The following is a 22,624-nucleotide window of genomic DNA, read 5'->3' on the forward strand; positions in this document are numbered from 1 at the left end:
TAGATTCGGGTTGGTCAGAGTCGGTCGTACTTTTTGCTGTTGCTTCTGGCTTTATCCACGGGATATTTCTGGCCGTTCGAGGCAAGTTTCCGTGTCACCGCTTCGTTGAGGTCAATGCCGAGTACGCTGCTCAGGCGAACCAGGTACATCAGTACGTCCGCCAATTCGTCCTCGACGGCTTGGCCGATTTCGGGATTTGTTGCGGCGGAGAGCGAATCGGCATCGCTCATCCATTGGAAAATCTCGCACAGCTCTCCTACCTCGCCAGTGAGAGCCAGGATGAGATTTTTGGGGGAGTGGAACTGCTGCCAGTCGCGATCATCTGCGAAACGCTGAAGGGATGCGGCAAGCTTCACTACGTCAACCAGTGGCGCGGATGAGCTGTCTGAGTCACTCACGGGGCTATCTCTTGGGTATCAGTGGGGGCAAAAAATGTGTAAGAAATCCGGCCTTGGATTGTAAGAGTTTTCGCTGTTTGCGCAGGTTTTTTTGTGTTTTTTCTCTCACTCACTGTCTGCAGGCCGAATTGCTTGCCAGCGCTCGCTATATCCTTTGAGCGTGGCGAAGTGGGCCGGCTACAAACAGGTCTCCCAGTGCCCGTCGGCGGGCGTAGCTCAGTTGGCCACGGCGACCGTCATGCCCACCGACCGGCATCCTTTTCTTCACCCTGTTCGTTTGTTGGTAAACCTCCTGATGTCGAATTTTGTCGAGCATCCCCACCATAGAAAACTGGCAGGAATCCGACAAAGCTGCCGTGACGACAGGCGAATCCAAAGCAGGCACTGAACCAACGGATCTGCTGGTACGTTTGAAAAATGAGGCATATCGTCCGCTATGCTCCGATTTTCCAGGAACATCGATGTGCATTAATGCTGAAGTAGCTCTGGAGGTTGAGGCCACCGAGATAGAGAAACTCAGTACGGTAAAATATTACTGAAAGGAGGAGAGGGAAAATGGAAGAGGAACGTTCGTATAAGCTGCCTAACCATACGTTGCCAGCAATAAGCTTTAAAGACCATGCGGGCGATTTACGCAAATTTGAAGAGTTTGCTGAGAGACTTGGTGTTAAGACCCACAACACAAGGATTTCGCGATACGCACAGTATTTTGAGGATTTGGCACACGGGAAAACAATTGATGAGAAGAAGATATTTAAAAATGTGAATGATAGTAGATTTCAAAGCTCCATTGACTGGCAGCTTTATTTGCTGAGGGAGGCTCATGAGCTCATGTGGATTCTCCGAGGACTAGAAAAACATGCTCCGAAAGGTATTGAAGCAAAGGTTGAAAAAATAGTTAGCGGTAGCGATTTTGCCGCGCTGGATAAAAATACCGAGTCTAGAGACACTCAGTTTGAACTAAGAATGGCAAGCTATTTTTGTCAATCTGGATGCATTGTTGACCTCAGTACCGAGACTGACATTATTGCCATAACTGATAAGCACTCGTTTTTTGTCGAATGCAAAAGGATAGCAGGAATTAGAAATCTTAAGGACAATTTAATGAAGGCTAAGGAGCAAATAACTTGTCGAATGCCAAAAAAGTATGAGGGGCGGCGTACATACGGAATTATTGCAGCTGATGTCACCAAATTAGGTTTTTCACATAATGGATTGACTATGGCGATGACCACGGACCATGCGAGAGATATAATTCAAGATAAGCTGAAAATGATTGGAAAAAAAGTATTAGCACTCCCGGTTTTTTCAGGTCGTCCGGATATCATTGAGTGCTTACTTCAGATTCACATGCCATCAGTGGTTATGCATCCTCCAGCGACATCTACACGCTTTTCCTCTTACTCGCTGCGAAACTATAAAATTGATAAAAAAAGCGCATCGGCAATTAACGAGTTTTACAATATCTCCCAAGTTGGACAGATGGCTGATAAGCGAGAGATACCGTCAGAGACATTGAAATTCCGAGAGTATGTGGATGTACCAGAGGGCGCAGAGTTCTCGATGGAGCGGGAACCGGTAAAGAGTATCCTTTTAGGTCTCAAGGTTGGTGATTTTAACCTGGAGTCTATAGTGGGCTCAATTAAAATGAGTGGTGTTGTACACGAGTTCACAGTCATGGAGCTGCAAATGGTTTTGGGGAGATTTAAGCCAGATCAAATTAGACGGCTGGCAAGTAATGAGTCGGAAAGGTGGGAGCTATTATTACAGATGTTTGCGCAGCGCTATCCCTATAAAGAAAGTTTTTACTAGCTGCTACTGGCAAAGGACGCTAAATACGAGCTACCTCCTCTTGGATTTGCTAAGTTTATTCAAAATCAAGGCCGCACTCAACGTCATCGTAAGGAATGCCATTGCTGTCGAGGTGTTCCTTTACTTTGTATTTTATATAGCTCCAAGTATCGCTACCTTGGTCTGCGCAAGTGCTAATGTTCAAGCAGATGTTAGTGATGTTCCAGTCTACTTGCTCCTCACCGTCTTCGTCGTAGTAGTATATTTCTTGTACGGATCTGTAATCCTTACCATCGTACTGGGTACGAACGTAGTAAGTTTCTTTCATTGCTTCATCCTTTCGTTGATTTTTCAGGTAGAAAGTTTACGTTTGTTCATCGGTCTTATCAATAGGGGGGGCTCTCACTCTTGTAACCCCCTAAGGTAGAGCTCCAAGAAGCTGGAGTGAGTGTGGCAGATTTCATTCATACCAAGAGGAGGTGTCTACATCCAATTCCTCGGAAAGGATGACGAATTTTTCCGGATCGCTTACACGTGATTTCATACATAAAATGAATGGATAGCTTTCGTTTATCTCGCAGAGGTCATGTTTGGGACCGTACTCCTGAGTTACATGAACCTCGCCGCTGGCCTCTATATGAATAAACTCATCATCAATCCCTAAACACGCAATCTCTTCCACTTGTGTGTACTCGATGTACACGTGATTAGCAAGTTGGGATAAGCTCTCAGGTATTGCGCTGACTGCCGTTGAGACTACTGCATTGTTGACTTTCTTCTCTAGGCACTCGATAACGAGCCTCTCAAGATCTTGAAGTCCATTTAAAGAGTCTCGCGATATGCGTATTATGTCCCTTACACCCAAAAAGAATTTTTCTGAAGATACATCGAAGTGTTTTTCTGTAATGTGGGTGTATTTATTGAAGAAGTGAAACTCGCTCAAAAACTCTTTTATGCACTCGTTTAGGTGATCAATTACCTCCTTTCCAAGGTATGCGTCCGATAAATTCGATTGAGCGCAGTATTTGAGTTGTTGGCGGCGGGTGACTTCATGATTGTCGCTCTCGCGAACGTACCAGGTAGCATTTTTGACTTTTTGCGGCGGGGCTTTTCGCTGGATGACATGCAGTACAAGCTCGCGCATCGAAAAAGCAAAGTTGTGAAATCTTAAGGGATTTCCATGAGCCGCGTAGTTTCTTAAGCTGGCGACGAAGAGCTTTTTCTCAAAGTTTGTTTCTAACAACGACTCAAATTCTTGGATGAAATCTAGCGTTAACAGTTTTTTGAGTTTCATGGTTGTCCTTTGAATTCTAGCTTCGTGCGGCATCACGACTTGCTTGCTTGACCTGTACGTGGACCGTTCCTGAAGTAGCGGGCGGAACGGTTGCGGCGGGCCAAGCTCATCTTGCCTTTCTGAGTTAAGCGCCGGCAGGCCTGCTCTGGGTAGAGGTTGTTTGTAGCGTGTTTGAAGGGGGCACCCGTATGGAATGCCCCTTTTTTATCAAGGGGCTATGCTCACATAGCAGCTGATCACTAATTGAGTGCCCGTTTAGTGGCTGCCATAACCGCGCTACGCTCGAATTCTTCTACTTCAGAAACCACATATGCTAAGTGGTGGCTGGTGTCGATAGTTATCCATTGTGGGGCACCCCCTTTAATCTTCTTCCGACTACAGTCAGCGACACGCTTATCACCCCAGCTAAACGGCTCCCCCATGTAGTGGGATGAATTTACCAAAGTTTCGGCAAGCGTATACATTTGTTCTCCTTTACCTGGAAGGCTCATGGAGTGTCCGCGGACTACGAAGAACTGCTTGTCGATTGTGTAGCGAATCTTTCCATTAGTATGCTTGCTTCTTACGCCCTCGTTAGTATTTGGGCCCCGTACGCCATAATCTCCATAAATTATTGGAGTCGCTGGAGCACTTTGTCTGAGGGTTTGCCAGAGCTGCATTTCACGCCGCAGGACGAAGCCAACAGAGTCAACTTTTTTGACGGCTGCATCGATCGTTTTTGGAAGCGAGCACCCAGACGTTATAAAATATTTGAAACCAAAGCTCTTGAGTTGGTCTACGATATCGGTGGCCTTGGCGGTCAAGACTTCGACAGAAGTGTTTGTGACATCCCCGAAGTCGATCAATACTGAACAGCGGCCAGCGTCCAAGCGAAGATCATCGAGAATAGTCTCGATATTTTCTTGGAAGAAATCGGGCTCGGCCGAGTCCTCGATGGCCGTACTGTCTAGTCTCAAGCAATAGTTGCTATCATGAGGGACGTCAAATGACCGGAGTGCTAAGCTATAGGACTCGTCTTCCCAGCGGTCATATCCAATCACGGGAACAACCTCAACTCCAAGGGTGTTAAGCGTCGAATAAATATAAGGAATAACATGTTCGCCATTCTCGATTGTGGCATCTGCTGCCCAATGATAAGCGTCTACCATGGCAATCCTACCGGCCCAAACACTAGCGATTCCTGACATGACCTCGTTCAAGTACGCTGTTTTGATTTCTGTGCAGCCTTCAAATCGCTTCGCCTCAAGAATATTTTTCCCTATTCGGGAAATCTCAAAAAGAGGAAGTGTTTTTCGCGCATCATCTCTTGCCATCTCTGCGACAGCTAGAAACTCGCTCTTTAGTGCCTTTAGAAGCGGAACGTACGTTGGGATCATCTCAAGCCTCGCAGCTATCTATGGGGGTTAGTAGACTTCTTACTTCATCTTGGCCAACCAGGTCGGCAAATAAGCTGTAGTTGTCTAGCTCTCGTCTGATCCTTCCGACGATTATCGCTGGGTGAATCTTCAGCTCTCTAGCAAGCTCTTCGATACTTTCTTTGCTAGGGGCTATATGGGCGTCGCATCTCTTCCATACGAGCCTGGGTATAAACGCTTCTCTTGCTAGTCTATTGGCCTCAGCTTCACGCCTATCCTCGGAGTCTGTGCTGAGATTATCTAAAAACGCTTCTTCCTTTCCTACATGTTTCCATAAATGAGCTACTTCATGGAGTAGCGTAAACCAGAAGTTGTCGATCCTGTCAAATCTAAGCGTAAGTGCAACTATTGGTGTTCCATCAATGTCTTTTAGTGCGGCACCGTCAAGTAGCGTTCCTTTTAAGTGGGGCTCAATTATGACTGCGATGCCACGTTTTTCAAGGAACTCAATAGCGAGCAGCGGGCCCTTTTCCGACCAACTCAACTGTGCCAGTTCTTTGAGGAAGTGGCTTGACAATTTATCTTGCTCAAAACTTCCCAGTCTGTCTTTCTTTTCTCTTGCTCTTTGTATAATTCTGGCAAGCCAAGCATATAGCGCATACTGCGTTGTCGGAGACGTCGCTTCTCCTGAAAGTGTTCGTCTAAACGAGGCTGCTCCAAATTGCAAGCCGGAGTCGAAGATGAAATTTCTAACTATATCTTCGACTGAAGTTTTAGCTTGCCCGGACAGTGCCTGTAGCCAGCCGCGTTTAGTCATTTCCTTAATTGGAAATTTTCCCCAGTCTATATCCGACTTGGGCTGCTCTACGTCGGGGCTAGAAAGACCTATGAGCGTGTCGGCTGAAATTCCGAGGCCAATAGATATCGCTCGAATCATTTGGACAGTAAGAGGTCTTTTTCTGTTGAGTATTTCGGAAACTCGGCTGCTGGTGCCAAAATAAGGTACTAAATCTGCCTGTTTAAGACCTTTTTCCTGCATCCGAAACAGAATCGCGTCGATTGGATCAGGTGGCTCGACGGGGAATTTCTCATTTTCGTACGACTCTAGAAGAACGGTAAGAACTTCTAAGCGCTCGCTGTCGTCGGTATAGAGCGCTGGAGCTTTAGCCATCAGCACTTGAACTTCTTCAAGGTATGCTCGGTATTGGTCTTCTGTCCGGATAACCTTAATGTTCATTTGAGTCTTCGCTAGATTTTAAATCTTGGATTAGAGCAATGCCTTGCGGGAAAGCAATGAGAACCTGAACTGCTAAACCACACTGGCTGATTGGAAATAGAAACAAGCTATCGCCTTCATGGCGCACATTGGGGAACTGGTCGCACACGTCGCTGGGCTGCTTCCAATGCGCATTCTTCACCTCAGCGGTCCAGCTAAGGACCCATCTCTGTAGGTCCAAGCCAATGCTCTTGGCGCTAGCTAGCTTTTCACATCCAATGAGTCGCATACGTCGTATTTTTCTTCCCAATTTGGGAGAAGTATCTGGCGTTTCTTCTAAGCTGTCAATCCTCCCGATTTGGGAAAATCTTCATGGCAAGCTTTTTGGGGTATGGGCACGGGTAAGGAGCCAGGGGTGTTGGCGCCGAATGCCTAGCGTGCGCTCGTCATTCCCGAGACTCACCGGTCTAGAGGAGCTGCCAGAATTTTCCTAGGCGAAGAACGAGCAAGCGCATGGTCAGCAGATAGTAATAGCGCGTCGATGCAGCGTGCTGGTCCAAGTGGCGATTTAGAACCCATACGAGATGCTTTCTCTGCCAAGTCCATGGGTTGTCGCTGTGCCAGCGATTAGAAATCGCCGCTTGAATGGCCTTCGCTTGGCGAAGGTGGCGTTGGCGCGTGGCATGCGACCCGGTCAGGCTGCCTGCAAGGAACAGCTCCATATCGAATGGCTTCCTCATGCTCGGCCACCAATATAAGCAGATACCACGTCGATACGGCCGTGCCCGAGTTCAAAGCTGATTAGGTCTCGGGCCCGCTGGTCGAGGTGCCGGTCGATTTGGTAGCAGCTACCACCATTAATGGGCGCGAGATGATGGGTGATTTGCTCGTAGCGTTCGCACGCATAGGCCGCCCGCAATTCGTGGAAGCCTTTGAGGTTGTGCTTATGGAGGATCTCCCGTGCGGGGCGAACGATTCTCTGTTGGAAATCGAGGCAGCTTTCGTGCGGTGCAAGCAGGTTACGGCTACCGTCGGGAGATATCTGTTCGGCGTACCTGAGCGCTTCGCGAATATGGTCATCCACCGTGATCCAACGAGGCGCGGTAGCACCGCCGCGGCCACCTTTGGTGCCGTCCTGGATATTGATCTTGCCGAGTTGTTCGGCTTCACGCTTTAGACGCGGGAGGTCGGCCAAAATGGCCTCGCGTAGGCGCATGCCGGTTGCTCGTGCTAACAGTGCAATGGCGGCGGCGCGCGGGTACTGATTTTCGCAGAGGGCGTTTACGATTCGCTTAACCTGTTCGCGGTCTTGGCCCTGCGGGACAGAGTGACGAACACTGATGCGCCGCATTCCCAGTGCCTTGCTCAGACTCGACACTTTCACATACTGATCACCGCGAAGCGCGGCGATGGTCCTGTTCACGCTGGACAACCGGTTTTGTGCTGTGGCGATGGCCAGCTCACCTTGTTCAACTTGCTCGCGCAGATGCGTCGCGTAGTCCAGCAAGGTCTGCCGATCAATCTGTCGCGCATCGTTAACCCCCGGTCCATCCTCCGAGCGACACCACCGCACAAACGCCTGCCATCGATCACTGTGCGCCTTAACCGTGCCGTAATGCCCGCCCCCAAAGAGGCCGCGCAACGCCTGCGGTCCTGCGTAACTCAACTGCCGGCCATAGCCAAAATTACGCCCATCGCGTCTACCTACGAGTGCCATGATCAAACTCCTCTCGAAGCCAAAACGTTGAAGCTTTTCCCCACGTCATCCCGCCAAGAATGTTGAGTGTTATCAGGGATCAAGGCCCCTGCGACCTGTGAGGGTTGTCCACTAACGCGGGACTGGCGGCTCTTTACGACCGGGAGCTTGGGCATCTCAAGATCTGTAGCCTCCTGAACACTTCCGAAGAAGTGGGCGGGTGGAGGCTGCGCTGGCTGACGAGACCAGTGCCGCGAGATCCTGAGCCGGGTGAACGCAGCGATGCGATGACCGGGGCATGCCTGACTGTCAGTCAGGTGCAGTCCATTCCTTGGTCTGCGGCACCATCATCTACATCGCTGTTGCTGATGACATCGGCGTTTGTCACGCCGATTGTCACGAGTGAAGTTGCCGCAAAGCCAAATGCGATGAGGGCTGCAGCAGTGTTAGACGCGCCCGTCTCTTTCCAGGAGAAAGAGACGGGCACAGGTTGGCGCAAGATTAGGCCATGCGGAAAGGTTGCTGCAGGGCAGCGAAGTAGGAGGTGTTGTCTGGCGCACGAGGGCCATGATCTGAAGTAGGCATCCATCACCGGGGAGGTGACCGGGCGAGCTGCCGGACGCGAATCGCCATTTGGGGGGAGAACCACCGTGGGAGCGGCGTGACCTTTAAGGTTCGGGTCACCTGGGTTGCTGTCATCGACAGCGCTTGCACGGCCAGTTCTACGCCTGTGGATAAACCGGGTCAAGGTTCGAAATTCAGGACCACATTGGACTTGAAGAACGATTGTCCGCCGGTGGAGCTCCGTGGCAAACCCCGGACAGCGTGGTTGCTTTTAGCTCTTCAAAGTAAGGTCCATCCAAACAGGGCGGCTTTGCAGCCCTGTTTGGATGGACCCGCGCTGAGAAGCGGAAAGGCGAGGCTGCTCGCCCTGAATCTTGAACGCTCAATTGTTGCTGCTGCCGTTGATGCGCCTGCGTAGCGCTAGCGTATCGGCACCACGTTCTTGTCTCTGACTTGGCCGTACGCTGAGGCGAGCAGGCTGCCGGTGGCGGCTTTCTGGATGTACTCACTCCACCAGGCCATCATCGGGCGCCGGCGCTCGATGTAGTCGGCTCGGTTGTAGGCGCTCCGCACCTCATCCTTATCGACGTGCGCCAGTGCCACTTCGATGAGCTCCGGGTCCCACCCATGCTCATTCAAGATAGTGCTGGCCATTGAGCGCATGCCGTGGCTGACCAACCGGTCCTGGAAGCCCATGCGTTTCAACGCCATATTGGCGGTCTGGCTATTGGCGTGGGTGCGCGGATTTCTGTCTGCCGGGAAGACGTATTCGCGATGGCCGCTGTGAGTCTTCAGTGACTCCAACAGTGCGACAGCGTGATCACTCAACGGGATGCTGTGAGAGCGGCGTTTTTTCATCCGCTCCGGAGGGATAGTCCAGACACGCCTTTCAAAGTCGATGTCTGCCCAGCGAGTGGTCGCTGCTTCTGCCGGGCGCGTCATGGTGTGCAACTGCCATTCGATCAGGCAACGGGTGGTCCGTTTGATGCTGGCGTTCGCGATCTCCAGTATGAGCTCGGGGAGTTCTTCGGGCGGAAGCGCAGCCATGTTCTCTTTCTTGGGCTTCTTGAATACAGCCCTGATGCCGCTGAGCGGGTTGGCGAAGATCAGGCCGGAATTTACGCCGTAGGTCATGATTTCGTTAAGCCGCTGACTAAGGCGCTTGACCGTCTCCAGGCTGCCTTTCGCTTCGATTGGACGAAGCAATGCGATCACCATCGGCGCGGTGATTTTCACCAGTGGTGTCGTCTTCAAGTCGGGGAACACGTGCAACGTGAGCGACCGCCAAATGTCTTCGGCGTAGGCCGGGGTGACCGAGTCTTTCTTGAGCTCGAACCAGGCGGTGGCCACGTTCTCGAAGGTGTGCTCCGTTTCTGCACGCTTGGCTTCATTCAACGTGTTGCGCTGCACCTTTGGATCGATGCCTTGGGCGAGCAGCTCGCGGGCTTCGACCGCCATCTTTCGTGCGTGCGCCAGTGACAGTTCGGGATAGGTCCCGAAGCCGATATTGATGCGCTTCTTGGTCACCGGTTCGCGGTAGTTGAAATTCCACAGCAACGAGCCGTTGCTGCGTACCCGGAGCTGCAAACCGTCACCGTCAGTAAGGACGTAATCCTTGGACGCGGGTTTGACTCCCTTGAGCTGTCGATCGGAGAGGCGGAGAGTTTGAGCAGGCATGAGATTCTCCTCAGGCACTGATTCGGTATTCCAAAGATTAGCATCCGATGGGCTGGAATACCGTCTGGAATACCCGAATGGCTGGAACTCAAAAAATCTCAAAAGACCGCAAAAGCGCTGGAGGCCGCGTGTTTGCTGGTTCGCAGGCACAAAAAAAGACGTCCGTGGACGTCTTTGATTGATCATTTGGTGGAGCCGGGGGGATTTGAACCCCCGTCCGCCAGTACTCCGCTGTCGGTACTACATGCGTAGCCGTTTCTATTAAGTTAACCCTCAGCGACCCGAAGGGCAGGGTGCTTTGGGCGAGTTGTGTAAGTTTTAGCCGCTTCGTCCACAACGTACTGCACGGCGATTCTGTTCTATATGACAATCATTTTGGGTTTACAGACATCCCCTGATGATTGCTGGACCCGAAGGTACCAGGAGCATTGTCAGCTGCAATTAAGCAGCGAGAGCAACACCGTATTGGTCGTCATTGGCAACTATAAGTAGTTGCAACAGTGGATTTACGACTTCTGTTACCAAGTCGGCATGCACCTAGAGTTTCGCAACCGGCGTCGAATCCTAAACGGCCCCGAACTCATTGCTCAGTACATCTGTTTGAGCAACAAGCCTGCGCAGTGTACGCCAATCGGCCCGCGAGGCCAACCCGAAGGTTGGCCGGGACGCTGATCAGTTGTTGGTGCCGGTGGATTTGCGCAGTTCCACGATGGTTTGCGAGGTTTCCGCAATGCAATCGTCGATTTTGCCTTGAGCCTTCAGTGCCTTGGCCTTGGCCACACTGGTTTCAGCGCGCTGAGTCAGTTCCGGATTCGCTGACAATTGCCCCTTGGCATTGTCGATGGTCTGAATATTGGCATCACATAGATCGGCAGGCTTGCCGTCAGCAAACGAAGTGGACGCCATCATCGATGCAGTAACGAACAGACCTAACAGTACAGAACGTTTCATGTGTATCTCCTTGAACCGAGTGGGTCCAGACTTCGCTGGCCGTCAGGACGGGCAACCGTATGGAAGAAAAACCCCGATCAGTCGGGGTTATTCTGTGGACTACAGTCGAACTCAAGGGTTCTATTTTTCTTCAGCAGGCCTTCGCCCGGGTCACGCGATCCACCAGATAGACCAGCCCGTGGTAGTCGATTCCGCCATGTTGCGTCAGGCCGATTTCACAGGTGCGGCTGGTGGAAATCCCTTCGCTGCAATGTTGCACCGCATCCTTGAGCGTGCGCAGCGAATGGCTGTTCAGCTCAGGCGTGGTGAAGCCTTTGTCGCCAGCAAACCCACAGCAATGAATGCCTTCTGGAATCACCACGGTTTTGCTGCACTTGCGCGCCAGATCAATCAACGCCTGGCTTTCGCCCAGGTGTTGCGTGCTGCAGGTCACGTGTACGGCAATCGGTGCATCTTGCGGGGAGAACTCGAGTCGATCGAGAAGATGCGTACGGATGAAGCGCACCGGGTCGTACAGATCCAGACGGGTTTCTCCTACATCCTGCACCAGTCGCAACGTGCACGGACTGGTATCGCAGTAGATCGGATCGAGCCCGCCGCGACTGGCGTGCAACAGGGCGCTGATCAGCTCCTGGCGTTTGTGTTCGGCCTGTTCGGCGTAGCCTTTTGAGGCGAACGGTTGGCCGCAGCAGAGGTTGTCCTGATTGTCCGGAAAGACCACTTGGTAACCGGCCTTTTCCAGCAAGCCACGGGTTTTGTCGTACAGCGACATTTGCTCTTTATCACCCGCCGCCGGCCCCATGACTCGCGAGACACACGCTGCGAGATACACCACACGCGGACGTTCGTCCGAGACGCTGGGGCTGAAGCGAATCGCTTTTTCCGGTTGCGGCATCGCATTCGTCCACAACGGCACCTGACCTTTGGACAGTCGCGTAATCGTTGCCGAAAGCTTCGCCAGACGCGGTGCGCCGAGCAGCATCCGCGCACCGTTGGCCACGTGCAGAGTGAAGCGTGCGCCTTGCAGGGTCTTGGCGAAATTTCCTTCGATCCAGTCGGCAGTTTTCTGATGCGTCGCGTGTCGGCCACGGAGCTTTTTCACCAGCTCACCGGTATTGATACCTACAGGGCAACGTTGCGCACACAGACCGGTGGCGGCGCAGGTTTCGATGCCTTGGTACTCGTAGGCTTTTTCCAGTTCGGTGGTGTCGACACCTGCACGTTTTTTCGCCTGAATATCGCGCCAGATCACGATGCGCTGGCGCGGGCTGAGGGTCAGGCCTTTTGACGGACAGACCGGTTCACAGAAACCGCACTCGATGCACTTATCCACAATCTCATCAGCCGCCGGCAGCGGTTTCAGGTGTTTGAGGTGGATCTGTGGGTCTTCGCTGAGCACCACGTCCGGGTTGAGAATGCCGTTAGGGTCGAGCAGCCGTTTGAGCTGCCACATCAACTGATAGGCGTCGCTGCCCCATTCCAGTTCCACGAACGGCGCCATGTTGCGGCCGGTGCCGTGTTCGGCTTTCAGCGAGCCACCGAATTCCACCGCCACCAGTTGCGCAACGTCGTCCATGAACGCTTGATAGCGTGCGACTTCTTCCGGATTGTTGAAGCCTTGGGTGAAGACGAAGTGCAGGTTGCCTTCCAGCGCGTGTCCGAAAAGGATCGCTTCGTCGTAGGCATGTTTGTCGAACAACTCGATCAGGCGATTGACGCCGATCGCCAGTTGTTCGACCGGGAAGGTCACGTCTTCGATGATCACCGTGGTGCCGGTTTTGCGCACGGCGCCGACAGCGGGGAAGGTGTCCTTGCGGATCGCCCAGAGCTTGGCGTTCTCGGCAGGGTCTTCGGTGAAGTCGATATGTTTCTCCACCGGGAAATCGCTAAGCGACGCCATGATTTGCGCCAGCTGTTCCTGCAGCAAAGTGGAAGACGCAGCGCGGGATTCGATCAGCAGCGCGCAGGCATTGTTTGACAGCTGTTGTACGAAAGCGGGCATGCCCGGTTTGTCTTGCACCGAGCGCAGACTGCGGCGATCCAGCAACTCCACCGCGGATACCGGTTGGCTTTTCAGCACGGTCACGGCATTGCAGCAGGTCTCCACATTCGGAAACACGATCAGCGCCGAGGCCTTGTTCGGGTGATCGATCACCGTGTCGTAGGTCACCGCGCTGATGAAGCCGAGGGTGCCTTCGGAGCCGACCAGCAAGTGGCTCAAGATATCCACAGGCTCATCGAAATCCACCAGGGCATTCAGCGACAGGCCGGTGGTATTTTTCAGACGGTATTTGTGGCGGATTCTTGCAGCCAGTTCGGTGTTGGCGCGGGTCTCGCGACCTAAAGTCGCCAAGCGCTCAAGCAGATCGCCGTGGCTGGTGTGAAAGGCCACGACACTCGCAGCGTCCTCGGTATCGAGTCGCGTGCCATCGGCCAGCACCAGACGAATGCCGGCCAGCGTGTGATAGGTATTTTGTGCCGTGCCGCAGCACATGCCGCTGGCATTGTTGGCGACGATGCCGCCGATCTTGCAAGCGTTGATCGACGCCGGATCCGGGCCGATCTTGCGCCCGAACGGTGCCAGCCACGCGTTGGCCTGTGCGCCGATCACGCCCGGTTGCAGGCGGATTTGCATGCCTTGGCCACGGATTTCGCGAGCGTTCCAGTTATCCCCAAGCACGATCAAAACGGAATCGCTGATCGCCTGACCGGAGAGGCTGGTGCCCGCCGCGCGGAAGGTCACCGGAACATGGTCGCGCTGAGCCAGTTTCAACAGGCCCACGACTTCGTCTTCGGACTCGACGCGGATCACCAGTTTCGGGATCAGCCGATAAAAACTTGCATCAGTGCCGAAGGCCAGAGTCGATAACGGATCATCAAAGCGGCGCTCGGCCGGAATCAGTTGTTGCGCATCACGCAGGAAATTCGCTGGAAGCGTCATTGGTCCTCCAGGATCAGAACCACCAGGTCTTTCGGGCCGTGGGCGCCGTAAGCCAGTACTTGCTCGATGTCAGCGGTTTTCGACGGACCGGACACCAGCAGCGCGTTGGTCGGCATGCCTTGCGCCCATTCGAATTCCTCTTGCACCTGATAGAAGTTATCGCGGATTTCACTGGCCTTGAGCAGGGCGAAATGCACCGGTGGCACCAGACTCATCAAGCGCGGCTCTTCGCGGGTTGGCCAGATGATCAGGCTGCCCGTAGCGGCGATGGCACCGAGGGTGCCGGTGAGACTCGCCGGGGTGTCGTTGAACAGTTCGGCTTTCCACTCTTCCATCGGCCGGTCGTAGGATTTCAGTGCCGGTAGACAAGGATTGTTCGCCCAATGCTGTGTGATACGTTGCCCGTGTGCTGTCTTCGGCGCGATCAACAGACTCGGCAACTGGCGATCGCGCAGCAATTGCGCAAGCAGTGCCGGCCATTCTTCGCCCGAGGTCAGGTGAATTTCGGTGTGCACCGATTCCATCAATTTACGCAGTTGCGGGATGCGTTGTTCGGCGCTGTAGGTGTAAGGCTGCGTCACCAGATCGACGTCGAAGTTGTCGGCAATCGGTGTGGTGCCGGTCAGACTTTTCCGCAGCTTGCCGAGGATATTTTCTTTGGCGCTCATCAGCGGTCTCCCTGTTTGGCCAGATGCTCGCGGGCCATATCGTGCAGTGAGCGGGCGGCGGGTTTCGGCGCGCTGTGGTTTTGTGTCCACGGGCCGACGTTGCTTGGCGTCAGGGCGCGCAGGCGCGTGGCGAAGAATCCGAACAATCGATACAAGGTTGGCGAGCTGTTGAGTTTCGCCCAGGCGTTCCAGATAAAGCGTTCCTTGCGCGAATACTTGCTGCCCTGACCGCGCATCACTTGATTCGGGCTGTCCGGGGCTTTGACGTTTTCTTCGCGCAGGCGTCGCAGGATCGCCGGGATCGGAATTTTTACCGGGCAGACTTCACCGCAGGCACCGCACAACGACGAAGCGCTCGGATGATCCGGGACTTTCGCCAGGCCAACCATGTGCGGGGTGATGATTTTGCCGATCGGCCCCGGATACACCTCGCCATAAGTGTGGCCGCCGACGCGGGTATAGACCGGGCAATGATTCATGCAGGCGCCGCAGCGAATGCAGTTCAAGGTCTGACGCAATTCACTGTCGGCGAAAGCCTGACTGCGACCGTTGTCGAGCAACACCAGATGCACTTCCTGCGGGCCGTCGAGTTCGTGTTCCTTGCGCGGGCCGGAGATCATGTTGACGTAAGTGGTGATCGGAATGCCCAGCGCCGAGCGGGTCAGCAGTGACAGCAGCGGCACCACATCACGCAGGTTTTCCACAACCTTTTCGATGCCGGTGACGGCGATGTGCACCGGCGGCACGGTGGTGGTCATGCGCCCGTTGCCTTCGTTTTCCACCAGCAGCAGGGTGCCGGTTTCGGCGACGGCGAAGTTGACACCGGAGACGCCGATGTCCGCTTCGAAGAATTTCTGCCGCAGGACTCTGCGACCGATCTGAATGAGTTGGTCAACGTCCTTGGTGTATTCCACGCCAAGTTTGTCGTGGAACAAGGACGCGACCTGACCGGCATTCTTGTGGATCGCCGGCATAATGATGTGTGAAGGCTTCTCGTGGTCGAGCTGGACGATGTATTCCCCCATATCGGACTCCAGACATTCAATGTCCCGAGCCTCGAGGAAATGGTTCATCTCCATCTCTTCGCTGACCATCGATTTGCCCTTGATCACTTGCCGCGCCTCGTGAGCGCGGATGATCGATAAGACGATGCCATTGGCCTCGTCCACCGTTTCCGCCCAGTGCACTGTCACACCGTTGCGGGTCAGGTTCTGTTCCAGTTGCTCGAGCAGGTCGGGCAACTTGGACAGCGCGCGGGCCTTGATCGAATTGCCCAGTGCGCGCAAATGTTCTCTTTCATGGGGATCACTGAAAGCGGCTGCCCGCTTGACCATCAGTGAGTCCATGGCAGTGCGGAAGTTGTTCCGTAGCTGCTGATCACCCAAGGCATTGTGTGCCCGGGTGCGGAAATCTTCTTCTACGGCGACCGTAGGAATAATCGCGGAAGTGCTCATTGCGCACCCCCGGTTCGTTGCCACAGAAAGCTGGCGAGATGTTGCCCGCGCAGCGCTTCTTTTTGTTTCTCCAATGCGCCGTTGATGTTCATCAAACAGCCACAGTCGGCGCTCAAGACCTGATGCGCGCCGGATTCCTTCAGCGAACGGGTCTTGTCAGCCACCATCGCGCCGGAAATGTCTGGCATACGGACGCTGAATGTCCCACCGAAGCCACAGCATTCGCTTTCGTGGTCGTGGTTGACCCGTTCCACGTTGCTCAACTGCGCCAACAACTCGCGGCCGTGCAGGTGGGTGTTCATTTCGCGGCGTGCCGAACACGAAGTGTGCAGCGCGACTTTGACCGGTGCGCCGCTGTCCTTGAGCTGCACCTTGCAGACAAACAAGAGGAACTCGGCCAATTCATAGGTGCGGGCCGCGAGGGCCTGAACCTGTTTCAACGTTTCCGGCTCGTCCTTGAACAAGTCGGCGTAATGTTCGCGCAGCATGCCGGCGCAGGAACCTGACGGCACCACCACCGGATAATCCCCGGCAAACAGCGCCAGTTGCGAGCGCGCTACCGTCCGTGCCTGCTCGGTGTAACCCGAGGTGTAGGCCGGTTGCCCGCAGCAACTCTGCCCTTGCGGATACTCGACCCGAATCCCTTCGCGCTCCAGCAAGTGAATCGCGTCCATCCCGGCTTCGGGGTAGAACAGGTCGACCACGCACGTGCCGAACAGGTAGACCCGCGACGGTTTCTCGCTGGGGTATTGCCGAGGTTCGGGCAGTGGCGGTGCCACACGGGTCGCGTTTGGCACGGCGTTGTAAAAAAGCTCGCTCATCAGGCGTGTCTCCGGGTGGGCCCGGTTATCCGTCTGTGGCGGCTGCTGAATATAAAGACCGTTGCTTTCAGCAGCCTTACAGACCGGGTTGTGAATTGCTGACGCCGAAATCACGGATCGGCGTCGGTTATTTCCATGCTTCTTGTAGGTTTAGTGGACCAGCATGCCGGTGAACCAGTAGGCCTGAGCCAATGTGATCAGACCGACAATCGTTGCAAAGAATAGGCTGTGCTTGAGGGTGAAGCGGAACAGATCCGATTCCTTGCCCACCAGACCGGTCGCGGCGCAAGCCACGGCGATCGATTGCGGCGAGATCATCTTGCCTGTCACGCCGCCGCTGGTGTTCGCCGCCACGAGCAAGGTGTCGTTGACGCCGATCTGGTGCGCGGTGGTCGCCTGTAGTGAGCTAAACAGCGCGTTGGACGAAGTATCCGAACCGGTGAGGAACACGCCGAGCCAGCCGAGGAATGGCGAGAAGAACGGGAATGCCGCGCCCGTGCCGGCCAACACCAGCGCCATGGTCGAAGACATGCCGGAGTAGTTGGTAACGAAGGCGAACGCCAGCACCATGCCGATCGACAGGATTGGCCAGCGCAGTTCGTAGAAGGTCTCTTTTAAAGTGGTCAGACCAGTTTTGAAATTGATCTTCAGCACCAGCATCGAGATCAGCGCGGAGAAGAAAATTGCCGTGCCGGTCGCGGAAATCGGGTCGAGTTTGAACACTGCTGGGATGGCAGTCGGAGCGGCCACGATCGGTGCGGTTTTGATCACCAGTTGATCAAGGTGCGGAATCGCGAAGTTGAACACCCAGCTGTACATCGAGCCGCCAGCGGCGAACATCGCTTTGAAAGGCTTCAGCGTCCAGATGGTCACCAGCACGGTGAGGATCAGGAACGGCGACCAGGCTTTGAAAATTTCCCCGAGGCTGTAAGGCGACGCCACGGTGGTGCGCTTCTGGCCGAAACCGCCGACGCTGGCGGTGATCGCTGCACTCGATGTGGCGCCAGCGATTTGCGCACCCGCGGTGCGTTTCGGCTGCCAGACTTTCAGGAACAGAGTCAGGGAAATCAGGCTGGCCAAGGCCGAGGTGATGTCCGGCAACTCTGGCCCGATGAAGTTGGACGTGAAGTATTGCGTGATGGCAAAGCTCAGCCCCGCGACCAGTGCAGCCGGCCAGGTTTCACGTACGCCGCGCAGGCCGTCCATCATGAACACCAGCCAGAACGGCACGAACAGCGACAGCAGCGGTAGTTGGCGACCGGTCATGGCGCCGATCTTGAACGCGTCGATGCCGGTGACTTGGCCGGCAACAATGATCGGAATCCCCAGGGCACCGAACGCAACCGGCGCGGTGTTGGCGATCAGGCACAGGCCGGCGGCGTACAGCGGATTGAAACCCAGTCCGACGAGGAGTGCGGCGGTAATCGCCACGGGTGCGCCGAAACCGGCGGCACCTTCCAGAAACGCACCGAAGCAGAAACCGATCAGCAGCACTTGCAGACGCTGGTCGTCAGTAATCGATAACACCGAACTGCGAATGACCTCGAACTGACCACTTTTGACCGTCAGTTTGTAAAGGAAAACCGCCGCAACAATGATCCAGGCAATCGGCCACAGACCGTAGGCGAAGCCATACACGGCGGCGGCGAAGGCCATATCCACGGGCATCTGAAACGCGAAGATTGCCACGGCAATCGACAGCGCGAGGGTGATGCTGCCGGCCACATGGCCTTTGAGGCGGAACACTGCCAACGCGAGAAAGAAGAAAACGATGGGGATGACGGCCGCGAGTGCGGACACGCCGAGACTGCCGAGCGGGCTGTAGAGCTGTTGCCAGGTTTGCATATGGGGTGGCCCCTAATTGTTGTTGGTCAGGCACTGTCAGCGTTCTTGGTTAATTGGTAAGACCAATTTACAATCGCTGTTGGCTAGGGTAAAAGCCTTGATGGCGGTGTGTCAATTTGCCGCCCTAAAACTTTTGTCGAACAAGCGGCGCAGAGCGCATCTGATCCGGTTTCGGCAAGTGGTGTCTGGTAGGTGTCGGCAAGGCGCCGATAGGCCAGAATAGAGAGCCCGGCGAGCGGTCGGGATCGTGGAGAAATGAGTTATGGGGTTTGATCAGATACGTCAGCGCCGTTTGTCTGACGATATTGTCGAGCGACTTGAGGGGATGATCCTTGAGGGCACGCTGAAGTCCGGTGAGCGGCTGCCGGCGGAGCGCACGCTGGCCGAACAATTTGGCGTATCACGGCCGTCGCTGCGTGAAGCGATTCAGAAACTGGCGGCGAAAGGCTTGCTGGTCAGTCGCCAGGGCGGCGGCAATTATGTGGTCGAGAGCCTGGGCTCAACGTTCAGTGATCCGCTGCTGCAGTTGCTCGAAAGCAATCCCGAGGCGCAGCGCGATCTACTGGAATTTCGCCACACTCTGGAGGCATCCTGCGCCTATTACGCTGCGTTACGTGCGACGGATGTCGATCGTGAGCGGCTGACCGCAGCGTTCGAAGAGCTGCAAGACTGCTATTCGCGCCACGACGAAGTCAGTCGGGCGGAAGAGGGCGCGGCGGATGCGAAATTCCATCTGGCGATTGCCGAAGCCAGTCATAACGCAGTGTTGCTGCACACCATTCGCGGGCTGTTCGATCTGCTCAAGCGCAACGTGGTCACCAACATCGGCGGCATGTACAAGCAGCGCACGGAAACCCGCGACATGCTGATCACGCAGCATCGGGAGTTGTATCTGGCGATTATTGAAGGTCGTGCGGAGCAGGCACGGGAAGTCTCCAGCCGACACATTTTGTATGTGCAGGAAGTGCTGGAAGAGGTGCGGCAGGAGGTTCAGCGCATGGCTCGGGCGGAGCGGCGCAAGGGGATGTGATCAGTTGTTTCTGTGGTGATGTTGCAATAGCGTTCGCGAGCAAGCTCGCTCCCACATTTGAAATGCATTCCAAGGTGGGAGCGAGCTTGCTCGCGAATACGCTCTAAAGGCAGAGGAAATTAATCTTCCTTGCCCTTGTTGCGCACCGCACGCTGCAGTTCACGACCGGCGTCGCGCTCGCGCTCGGTGTCACGCTTGTCGTATTCCTTCTTGCCCTTGCCCAGAGCGATCTCGCACTTGACCATGTGCTTGCTCCAGTACCAGGACAGGCAGACGCAGGCGTAACCCTTTTGCTGCACCATCGCCGCGAGCTTTTCCAGCTCGCGGCGGTTGAGCAGCAATTTGCGTGTGCGCACCGGGTCAGCGATGACGTGGGTGCTTGCGGTCATCAGAGGCGTGATGTGGCTGCCGAGCAACCACGCTTCGCCATCCTTGAGCAGGACATAGCTGTCGACCAGCTGTAGCTTGCTTGCCCGCAGACTTTTTACTTCCCAGCCGGCCAGGACCAGACCAGCCTCGAACTTGTGCTCGATGAAGTAATCGTGTCGCGCCTTTTTGTTCTGCGCGATGGTCCCTGTTGGGTGTTTCTTCTGTTTAGCCATAGGGGCGGCATTATATGGAGATAAACGGCTGTCGGCTACGGTGATGCTGCGTGCTTGAGCAGGTTGAGTGAATCCCGGACAATGCGGCCTCTTTTTCTAACGCTTGGGCGTGATAAACGATGTCGACAGACAAGGTTTCTGTCCACGGCAGTTGGGCTAGCCGCTGGGTATTCATACTCGCCGCGACCGGTTCGGCCGTGGGACTGGGTAGTATCTGGAAGTTCCCCTACATGGTCGGGGTCTACGGCGGCGGTGCGTTTGTACTGATGTTTCTGGCGTGCATCGCGCTGATCGGTATCCCGGTCATGCTTGCAGAAACCCTGATCGGCCGGCGCGCCCGGCAAAGTCCGGCGAACGCCTTGAAGGTGCTGGCGCTGGAAGCCGGGCACTCGGGCAAGTGGTCGTGGGGGGCCTTTGCCGGGATGATCACGGCATTGCTGATCCTGTCTTTCTATAGTGTGGTGGGCGGCTGGTCGCTGGACTACATCGTCGACATGGGGCGCGGCGACTTCCAGGGCGCCACGGCCGATCAGGTCGGTGCGTATTTCGGCAATGTCATCTCCAATCCGTGGCGTCTGACACTTTGGCATACGATTTTCATGCTGCTGTCGGCCTTCGTCATCGCCAAAGGCGTGGTTGCCGGGCTAGAGCGCAGCCTGCGTATCATGATGCCGCTGTTGTTTGTGATGATTCTGGTGTTGCTGGGTTACAGCATGACCACCGGACATTTCATGGAAGGCGTGCATTTCATGTTCGACTTCCACCCGGAAAAAGTCCTCGACGGTCTGCTGCCGGCGATGGGGCACGCGTTCTTCTCGCTGAGCGTCGGTGTCGGCTCGATCATGATCTACGGCGCTTACATGCCGAAGAGTTCGTCGTTGTCGGGCACGGTTGTCGGTGTAGCGCTGCTGGATACCTTTGTGTCGCTGGTCGCCGGTCTGGCCCTGTTCCCGATTGTGTTTGCCGGAGGCCTGAACCCTAGCGAAGGGCCTGGCCTGATGTTCGTCAGTCTGCCATTTGCCTTTGGTAATGTGGCTTTCGGTCAGTTGATGGGCGTGGTGTTCTTTGTGCTGGTCGCGATTGCGGCATGGAGTTCGGCGATCTCGCTTCTGGAGCCGATGGTTGCCTACCTGGTTGAACGCACGAAAGTCAGTCGCGCGTGGGTGACTTTCTGGCTGGCATTCATCTGCTGGTTCGTCGGTTTGGGCACAGTGTTCTCCTTCAATATCTGGAAGGAAGCCAAATTTTTCGTGAACGAAGGCGGGATGTTCCACCTCTACCAATGGGGTGCGCAGAGCGGTCTGGACTTCTTTGGCGTGATCGATTTCTTCACCTCGCGGATCATGTTGCCGCTCGGTGGCCTGTGTTTCGTGCTGTTTGCCGGATGGGTGATGGGGCGTGAAGCGGTACGCGACGAGTTGTCGATCCGCAACCCGGCACTGTTCGCCCTGTCTTTGTTCTTGATGCGCTACGTGGCGCCCATCGGCATTCTTGTAGTGTTTGCCGCTCAGCTCTGGAAGTAACGCTCACATGACGACACATATTCAACGATCGGCATTGTTGCCGTACCCAGCGCAATTTCTCTACGACCTGGTCAACGACGTGGCGCGTTACCCGGAATTTTTGCCGTGGTGCTCGGCCGCTGAAGTGCTGGAAAGTTCGCCGGAGCATATGCGCGCCAGCGTTGGCGTGGCCAAGGGCGGTCTCAGCCAGCATTTTGTGACACGCAATACGCTGGTGCCGGGGCAGTCGATCGAGATGAACCTGGAAGAAGGTCCGTTCAATCAGTTGCATGGCGTCTGGGTGTTCAAGGCCTTGAACGAGAAGGCCTGCAAGATCAGTCTGGATCTGTCGTTCGATTACGCCGGGCCGCTGGTGCGTGCCACGTTGGGGCCGCTGTTCAATCAGGCGGCCAACACGCTGGTGGACGCGTTCTGTCAGCGCGCCAAGCAGATGCATGGTTGAGTCAGTGATCGAGATAGAGGTGGTGTACGCGGCCGTTGATCGTCAGGTTTTGCGCTCGGTGAGCGTGTCGCCTGGGATGACGGTGCGGGCTGCGGTGCTTGCATCGGGTATCGGTAGCGAGTTTTCTGAGCTGAATCTGGCGGAGTGTCCGCTGGGTATCTTCGGCAAAGTGGTGGCTGACCCGGATACGCGGGTGATTGAGGCAGGCGAGCGCATCGAGATTTATCGTCCTTTGCTCGCCGATCCGAAAGAGGTTCGCCGTTTGCGAGCGGCGAAAGCTGCTGAAGCCAAGGCTCGAAACGTCTAAAAAGCCAAATCGCAGGCAATAAAAAACCCGGAATTTCCGGGTTTTTTAT

Annotated in this window: 20 protein-coding genes and 1 other RNA gene; 5 read left to right on the top strand and 16 right to left on the bottom strand. The window is 55.0% G+C overall.

The annotated features are described in order from the left end of the window. Nucleotides 1-14: 14 nt before the first annotated feature. Complete coding sequence (locus ACWR1S_RS12800) at nucleotides 15-398, bottom strand: nucleotide pyrophosphohydrolase (protein ID WP_257118490.1); 384 nt, start codon at nucleotides 396-398, stop codon at nucleotides 15-17. A 555-nt stretch (nucleotides 399-953) separates the two neighbouring features. On the opposite strand from ACWR1S_RS12800, the gene ACWR1S_RS12805 reads away from it, so the two are divergent. Next, nucleotides 954-2,210, top strand: a complete 1,257-nt coding sequence (locus ACWR1S_RS12805; RefSeq protein WP_454563748.1) for a hypothetical protein — start codon at nucleotides 954-956, stop codon at nucleotides 2,208-2,210. Between the two features lie 55 nt (nucleotides 2,211-2,265). On the opposite strand, the gene ACWR1S_RS12810 is transcribed toward ACWR1S_RS12805, so the two are convergent. From ACWR1S_RS12810 to ACWR1S_RS12875, 14 genes are all read right to left on the bottom strand, one after another. After that, nucleotides 2,266-2,517: a hypothetical protein gene (locus ACWR1S_RS12810; protein WP_400702326.1), complete on the bottom strand. Its 252-nt coding sequence runs from the start codon at nucleotides 2,515-2,517 to the stop codon at nucleotides 2,266-2,268. 132 nt (nucleotides 2,518-2,649) lie between these two features. Further along, on the bottom strand, nucleotides 2,650-3,483 hold the full coding sequence (locus ACWR1S_RS12815; protein WP_454563749.1) for a pPIWI-associating nuclease domain-containing protein: 834 nt from the start codon (nucleotides 3,481-3,483) through the stop codon (nucleotides 2,650-2,652). Nucleotides 3,484-3,722: 239 nt separating this feature from the next. Beyond that, a complete protein-coding gene (locus ACWR1S_RS12820) occupies nucleotides 3,723-4,859 on the bottom strand; it encodes a beta family protein (protein WP_454563750.1) in 1,137 nt (378 codons plus the stop codon). Between the two features lies 1 nt (nucleotide 4,860). Beyond that, complete coding sequence (locus tag ACWR1S_RS12825; protein WP_400702317.1) at nucleotides 4,861-6,075, bottom strand: ImmA/IrrE family metallo-endopeptidase; 1,215 nt, start codon at nucleotides 6,073-6,075, stop codon at nucleotides 4,861-4,863. 446 nt (nucleotides 6,076-6,521) lie between these two features. Then, on the bottom strand, nucleotides 6,522-6,794 hold the full coding sequence (locus tag ACWR1S_RS12830) for a hypothetical protein (protein WP_400702314.1): 273 nt from the start codon (nucleotides 6,792-6,794) through the stop codon (nucleotides 6,522-6,524). Continuing rightward, complete coding sequence (locus ACWR1S_RS12835) at nucleotides 6,791-7,771, bottom strand: integrase domain-containing protein (RefSeq protein ID WP_454563751.1); 981 nt, start codon at nucleotides 7,769-7,771, stop codon at nucleotides 6,791-6,793. Before ACWR1S_RS12835 ends, ACWR1S_RS12830 begins: the two co-directional genes overlap by 4 nt. Nucleotides 7,772-8,734: 963 nt before the next feature. Further along, nucleotides 8,735-9,991 (bottom strand): integrase domain-containing protein, encoded by a 1,257-nt coding sequence (locus ACWR1S_RS12840; protein WP_454563752.1) that lies wholly within the window; start codon nucleotides 9,989-9,991, stop codon nucleotides 8,735-8,737. Nucleotides 9,992-10,178: 187 nt separating this feature from the next. Further along, nucleotides 10,179-10,567, bottom strand: a transfer-messenger RNA (tmRNA) gene (ssrA, locus tag ACWR1S_RS12845). Nucleotides 10,568-10,663: 96 nt separating this feature from the next. Further along, entirely contained in the window at nucleotides 10,664-10,942 is a 279-nt protein-coding gene (locus tag ACWR1S_RS12850; RefSeq protein WP_454563753.1) for a hypothetical protein, read from the bottom strand. A gap of 130 nt (nucleotides 10,943-11,072) precedes the next feature. Beyond that, nucleotides 11,073-13,883 (bottom strand): FAD-binding and (Fe-S)-binding domain-containing protein, encoded by a 2,811-nt coding sequence (locus ACWR1S_RS12855; protein ID WP_454563754.1) that lies wholly within the window; start codon nucleotides 13,881-13,883, stop codon nucleotides 11,073-11,075. Continuing rightward, on the bottom strand, nucleotides 13,880-14,551 hold the full coding sequence (locus ACWR1S_RS12860; RefSeq protein WP_454563755.1) for a LutC/YkgG family protein: 672 nt from the start codon (nucleotides 14,549-14,551) through the stop codon (nucleotides 13,880-13,882). The genes ACWR1S_RS12855 and ACWR1S_RS12860 overlap by 4 nt, the downstream gene beginning before the upstream one ends. Then, nucleotides 14,551-16,005, bottom strand: a complete 1,455-nt coding sequence (locus tag ACWR1S_RS12865; protein WP_077571013.1) for a LutB/LldF family L-lactate oxidation iron-sulfur protein — start codon at nucleotides 16,003-16,005, stop codon at nucleotides 14,551-14,553. The genes ACWR1S_RS12860 and ACWR1S_RS12865 overlap by 1 nt, the downstream gene beginning before the upstream one ends. Next, a complete protein-coding gene (locus ACWR1S_RS12870; RefSeq protein WP_454563756.1) occupies nucleotides 16,002-16,826 on the bottom strand; it encodes a (Fe-S)-binding protein in 825 nt (274 codons plus the stop codon). The genes ACWR1S_RS12865 and ACWR1S_RS12870 overlap by 4 nt, the downstream gene beginning before the upstream one ends. Nucleotides 16,827-16,976: 150 nt before the next feature. Continuing rightward, a complete protein-coding gene (locus tag ACWR1S_RS12875) occupies nucleotides 16,977-18,671 on the bottom strand; it encodes a lactate permease LctP family transporter (protein ID WP_454563757.1) in 1,695 nt (564 codons plus the stop codon). A gap of 262 nt (nucleotides 18,672-18,933) precedes the next feature. On the opposite strand from ACWR1S_RS12875, the gene ACWR1S_RS12880 reads away from it, so the two are divergent. After that, complete coding sequence (locus ACWR1S_RS12880; protein ID WP_007915207.1) at nucleotides 18,934-19,701, top strand: FCD domain-containing protein; 768 nt, start codon at nucleotides 18,934-18,936, stop codon at nucleotides 19,699-19,701. Between the two features lie 119 nt (nucleotides 19,702-19,820). On the opposite strand, the gene smpB is transcribed toward ACWR1S_RS12880, so the two are convergent. Next, nucleotides 19,821-20,303 carry an SsrA-binding protein SmpB gene (gene smpB, locus ACWR1S_RS12885; RefSeq protein WP_008088297.1) on the bottom strand — a complete coding sequence of 161 codons (483 nt, stop codon included), beginning with the start codon at nucleotides 20,301-20,303 and terminating at the stop codon, nucleotides 19,821-19,823. Nucleotides 20,304-20,422: 119 nt separating this feature from the next. Here smpB and ACWR1S_RS12890 point away from each other — a divergent pair, with 119 nt between their 5' ends. From ACWR1S_RS12890 to ACWR1S_RS12900, 3 genes are read left to right on the top strand one after another with little or no spacing between them, the layout of a single operon-like run. Continuing rightward, nucleotides 20,423-21,826 carry a sodium-dependent transporter gene (locus ACWR1S_RS12890; protein WP_007915211.1) on the top strand — a complete coding sequence of 468 codons (1,404 nt, stop codon included), beginning with the start codon at nucleotides 20,423-20,425 and terminating at the stop codon, nucleotides 21,824-21,826. A 7-nt stretch (nucleotides 21,827-21,833) separates the two neighbouring features. Then, the gene (locus tag ACWR1S_RS12895; protein WP_007915213.1) at nucleotides 21,834-22,268 is read left to right on the top strand and encodes a type II toxin-antitoxin system RatA family toxin; all 435 of its coding nucleotides are present in this window, start codon (nucleotides 21,834-21,836) and stop codon (nucleotides 22,266-22,268) included. Continuing rightward, nucleotides 22,261-22,575 carry an RnfH family protein gene (locus ACWR1S_RS12900; protein WP_454563758.1) on the top strand — a complete coding sequence of 105 codons (315 nt, stop codon included), beginning with the start codon at nucleotides 22,261-22,263 and terminating at the stop codon, nucleotides 22,573-22,575. The genes ACWR1S_RS12895 and ACWR1S_RS12900 overlap by 8 nt, the downstream gene beginning before the upstream one ends. Nucleotides 22,576-22,624: the final 49 nt, after the last annotated feature.

The organism is Pseudomonas sp. AIG, assembly GCF_977020205.1.

Coding starts and splice junctions, on each gene's coding strand:
- ACWR1S_RS12805 (WP_454563748.1), top strand. CDS start 954: ATGGAAGAGGAACGTTCGTATAAGCTGCCTAACCATACGTTGCCAGCA.
- ACWR1S_RS12810 (WP_400702326.1), bottom strand. CDS start 2,517: ATGAAAGAAACTTACTACGTTCGTACCCAGTACGATGGTAAGGATTAC.
- ACWR1S_RS12815 (WP_454563749.1), bottom strand. CDS start 3,483: ATGAAACTCAAAAAACTGTTAACGCTAGATTTCATCCAAGAATTTGAG.
- ACWR1S_RS12820 (WP_454563750.1), bottom strand. CDS start 4,859: ATGATCCCAACGTACGTTCCGCTTCTAAAGGCACTAAAGAGCGAGTTT.
- ACWR1S_RS12825 (WP_400702317.1), bottom strand. CDS start 6,075: ATGAACATTAAGGTTATCCGGACAGAAGACCAATACCGAGCATACCTT.
- ACWR1S_RS12830 (WP_400702314.1), bottom strand. CDS start 6,794: ATGAGGAAGCCATTCGATATGGAGCTGTTCCTTGCAGGCAGCCTGACC.
- ACWR1S_RS12835 (WP_454563751.1), bottom strand. CDS start 7,771: ATGGCACTCGTAGGTAGACGCGATGGGCGTAATTTTGGCTATGGCCGG.
- ACWR1S_RS12840 (WP_454563752.1), bottom strand. CDS start 9,991: ATGCCTGCTCAAACTCTCCGCCTCTCCGATCGACAGCTCAAGGGAGTC.
- ACWR1S_RS12850 (WP_454563753.1), bottom strand. CDS start 10,942: ATGAAACGTTCTGTACTGTTAGGTCTGTTCGTTACTGCATCGATGATG.
- ACWR1S_RS12855 (WP_454563754.1), bottom strand. CDS start 13,883: ATGACGCTTCCAGCGAATTTCCTGCGTGATGCGCAACAACTGATTCCG.
- ACWR1S_RS12860 (WP_454563755.1), bottom strand. CDS start 14,551: ATGAGCGCCAAAGAAAATATCCTCGGCAAGCTGCGGAAAAGTCTGACC.
- ACWR1S_RS12865 (WP_077571013.1), bottom strand. CDS start 16,005: ATGAGCACTTCCGCGATTATTCCTACGGTCGCCGTAGAAGAAGATTTC.
- ACWR1S_RS12870 (WP_454563756.1), bottom strand. CDS start 16,826: ATGAGCGAGCTTTTTTACAACGCCGTGCCAAACGCGACCCGTGTGGCA.
- ACWR1S_RS12875 (WP_454563757.1), bottom strand. CDS start 18,671: ATGCAAACCTGGCAACAGCTCTACAGCCCGCTCGGCAGTCTCGGCGTG.
- ACWR1S_RS12880 (WP_007915207.1), top strand. CDS start 18,934: ATGGGGTTTGATCAGATACGTCAGCGCCGTTTGTCTGACGATATTGTC.
- smpB (WP_008088297.1), bottom strand. CDS start 20,303: ATGGCTAAACAGAAGAAACACCCAACAGGGACCATCGCGCAGAACAAA.
- ACWR1S_RS12890 (WP_007915211.1), top strand. CDS start 20,423: ATGTCGACAGACAAGGTTTCTGTCCACGGCAGTTGGGCTAGCCGCTGG.
- ACWR1S_RS12895 (WP_007915213.1), top strand. CDS start 21,834: ATGACGACACATATTCAACGATCGGCATTGTTGCCGTACCCAGCGCAA.
- ACWR1S_RS12900 (WP_454563758.1), top strand. CDS start 22,261: ATGGTTGAGTCAGTGATCGAGATAGAGGTGGTGTACGCGGCCGTTGAT.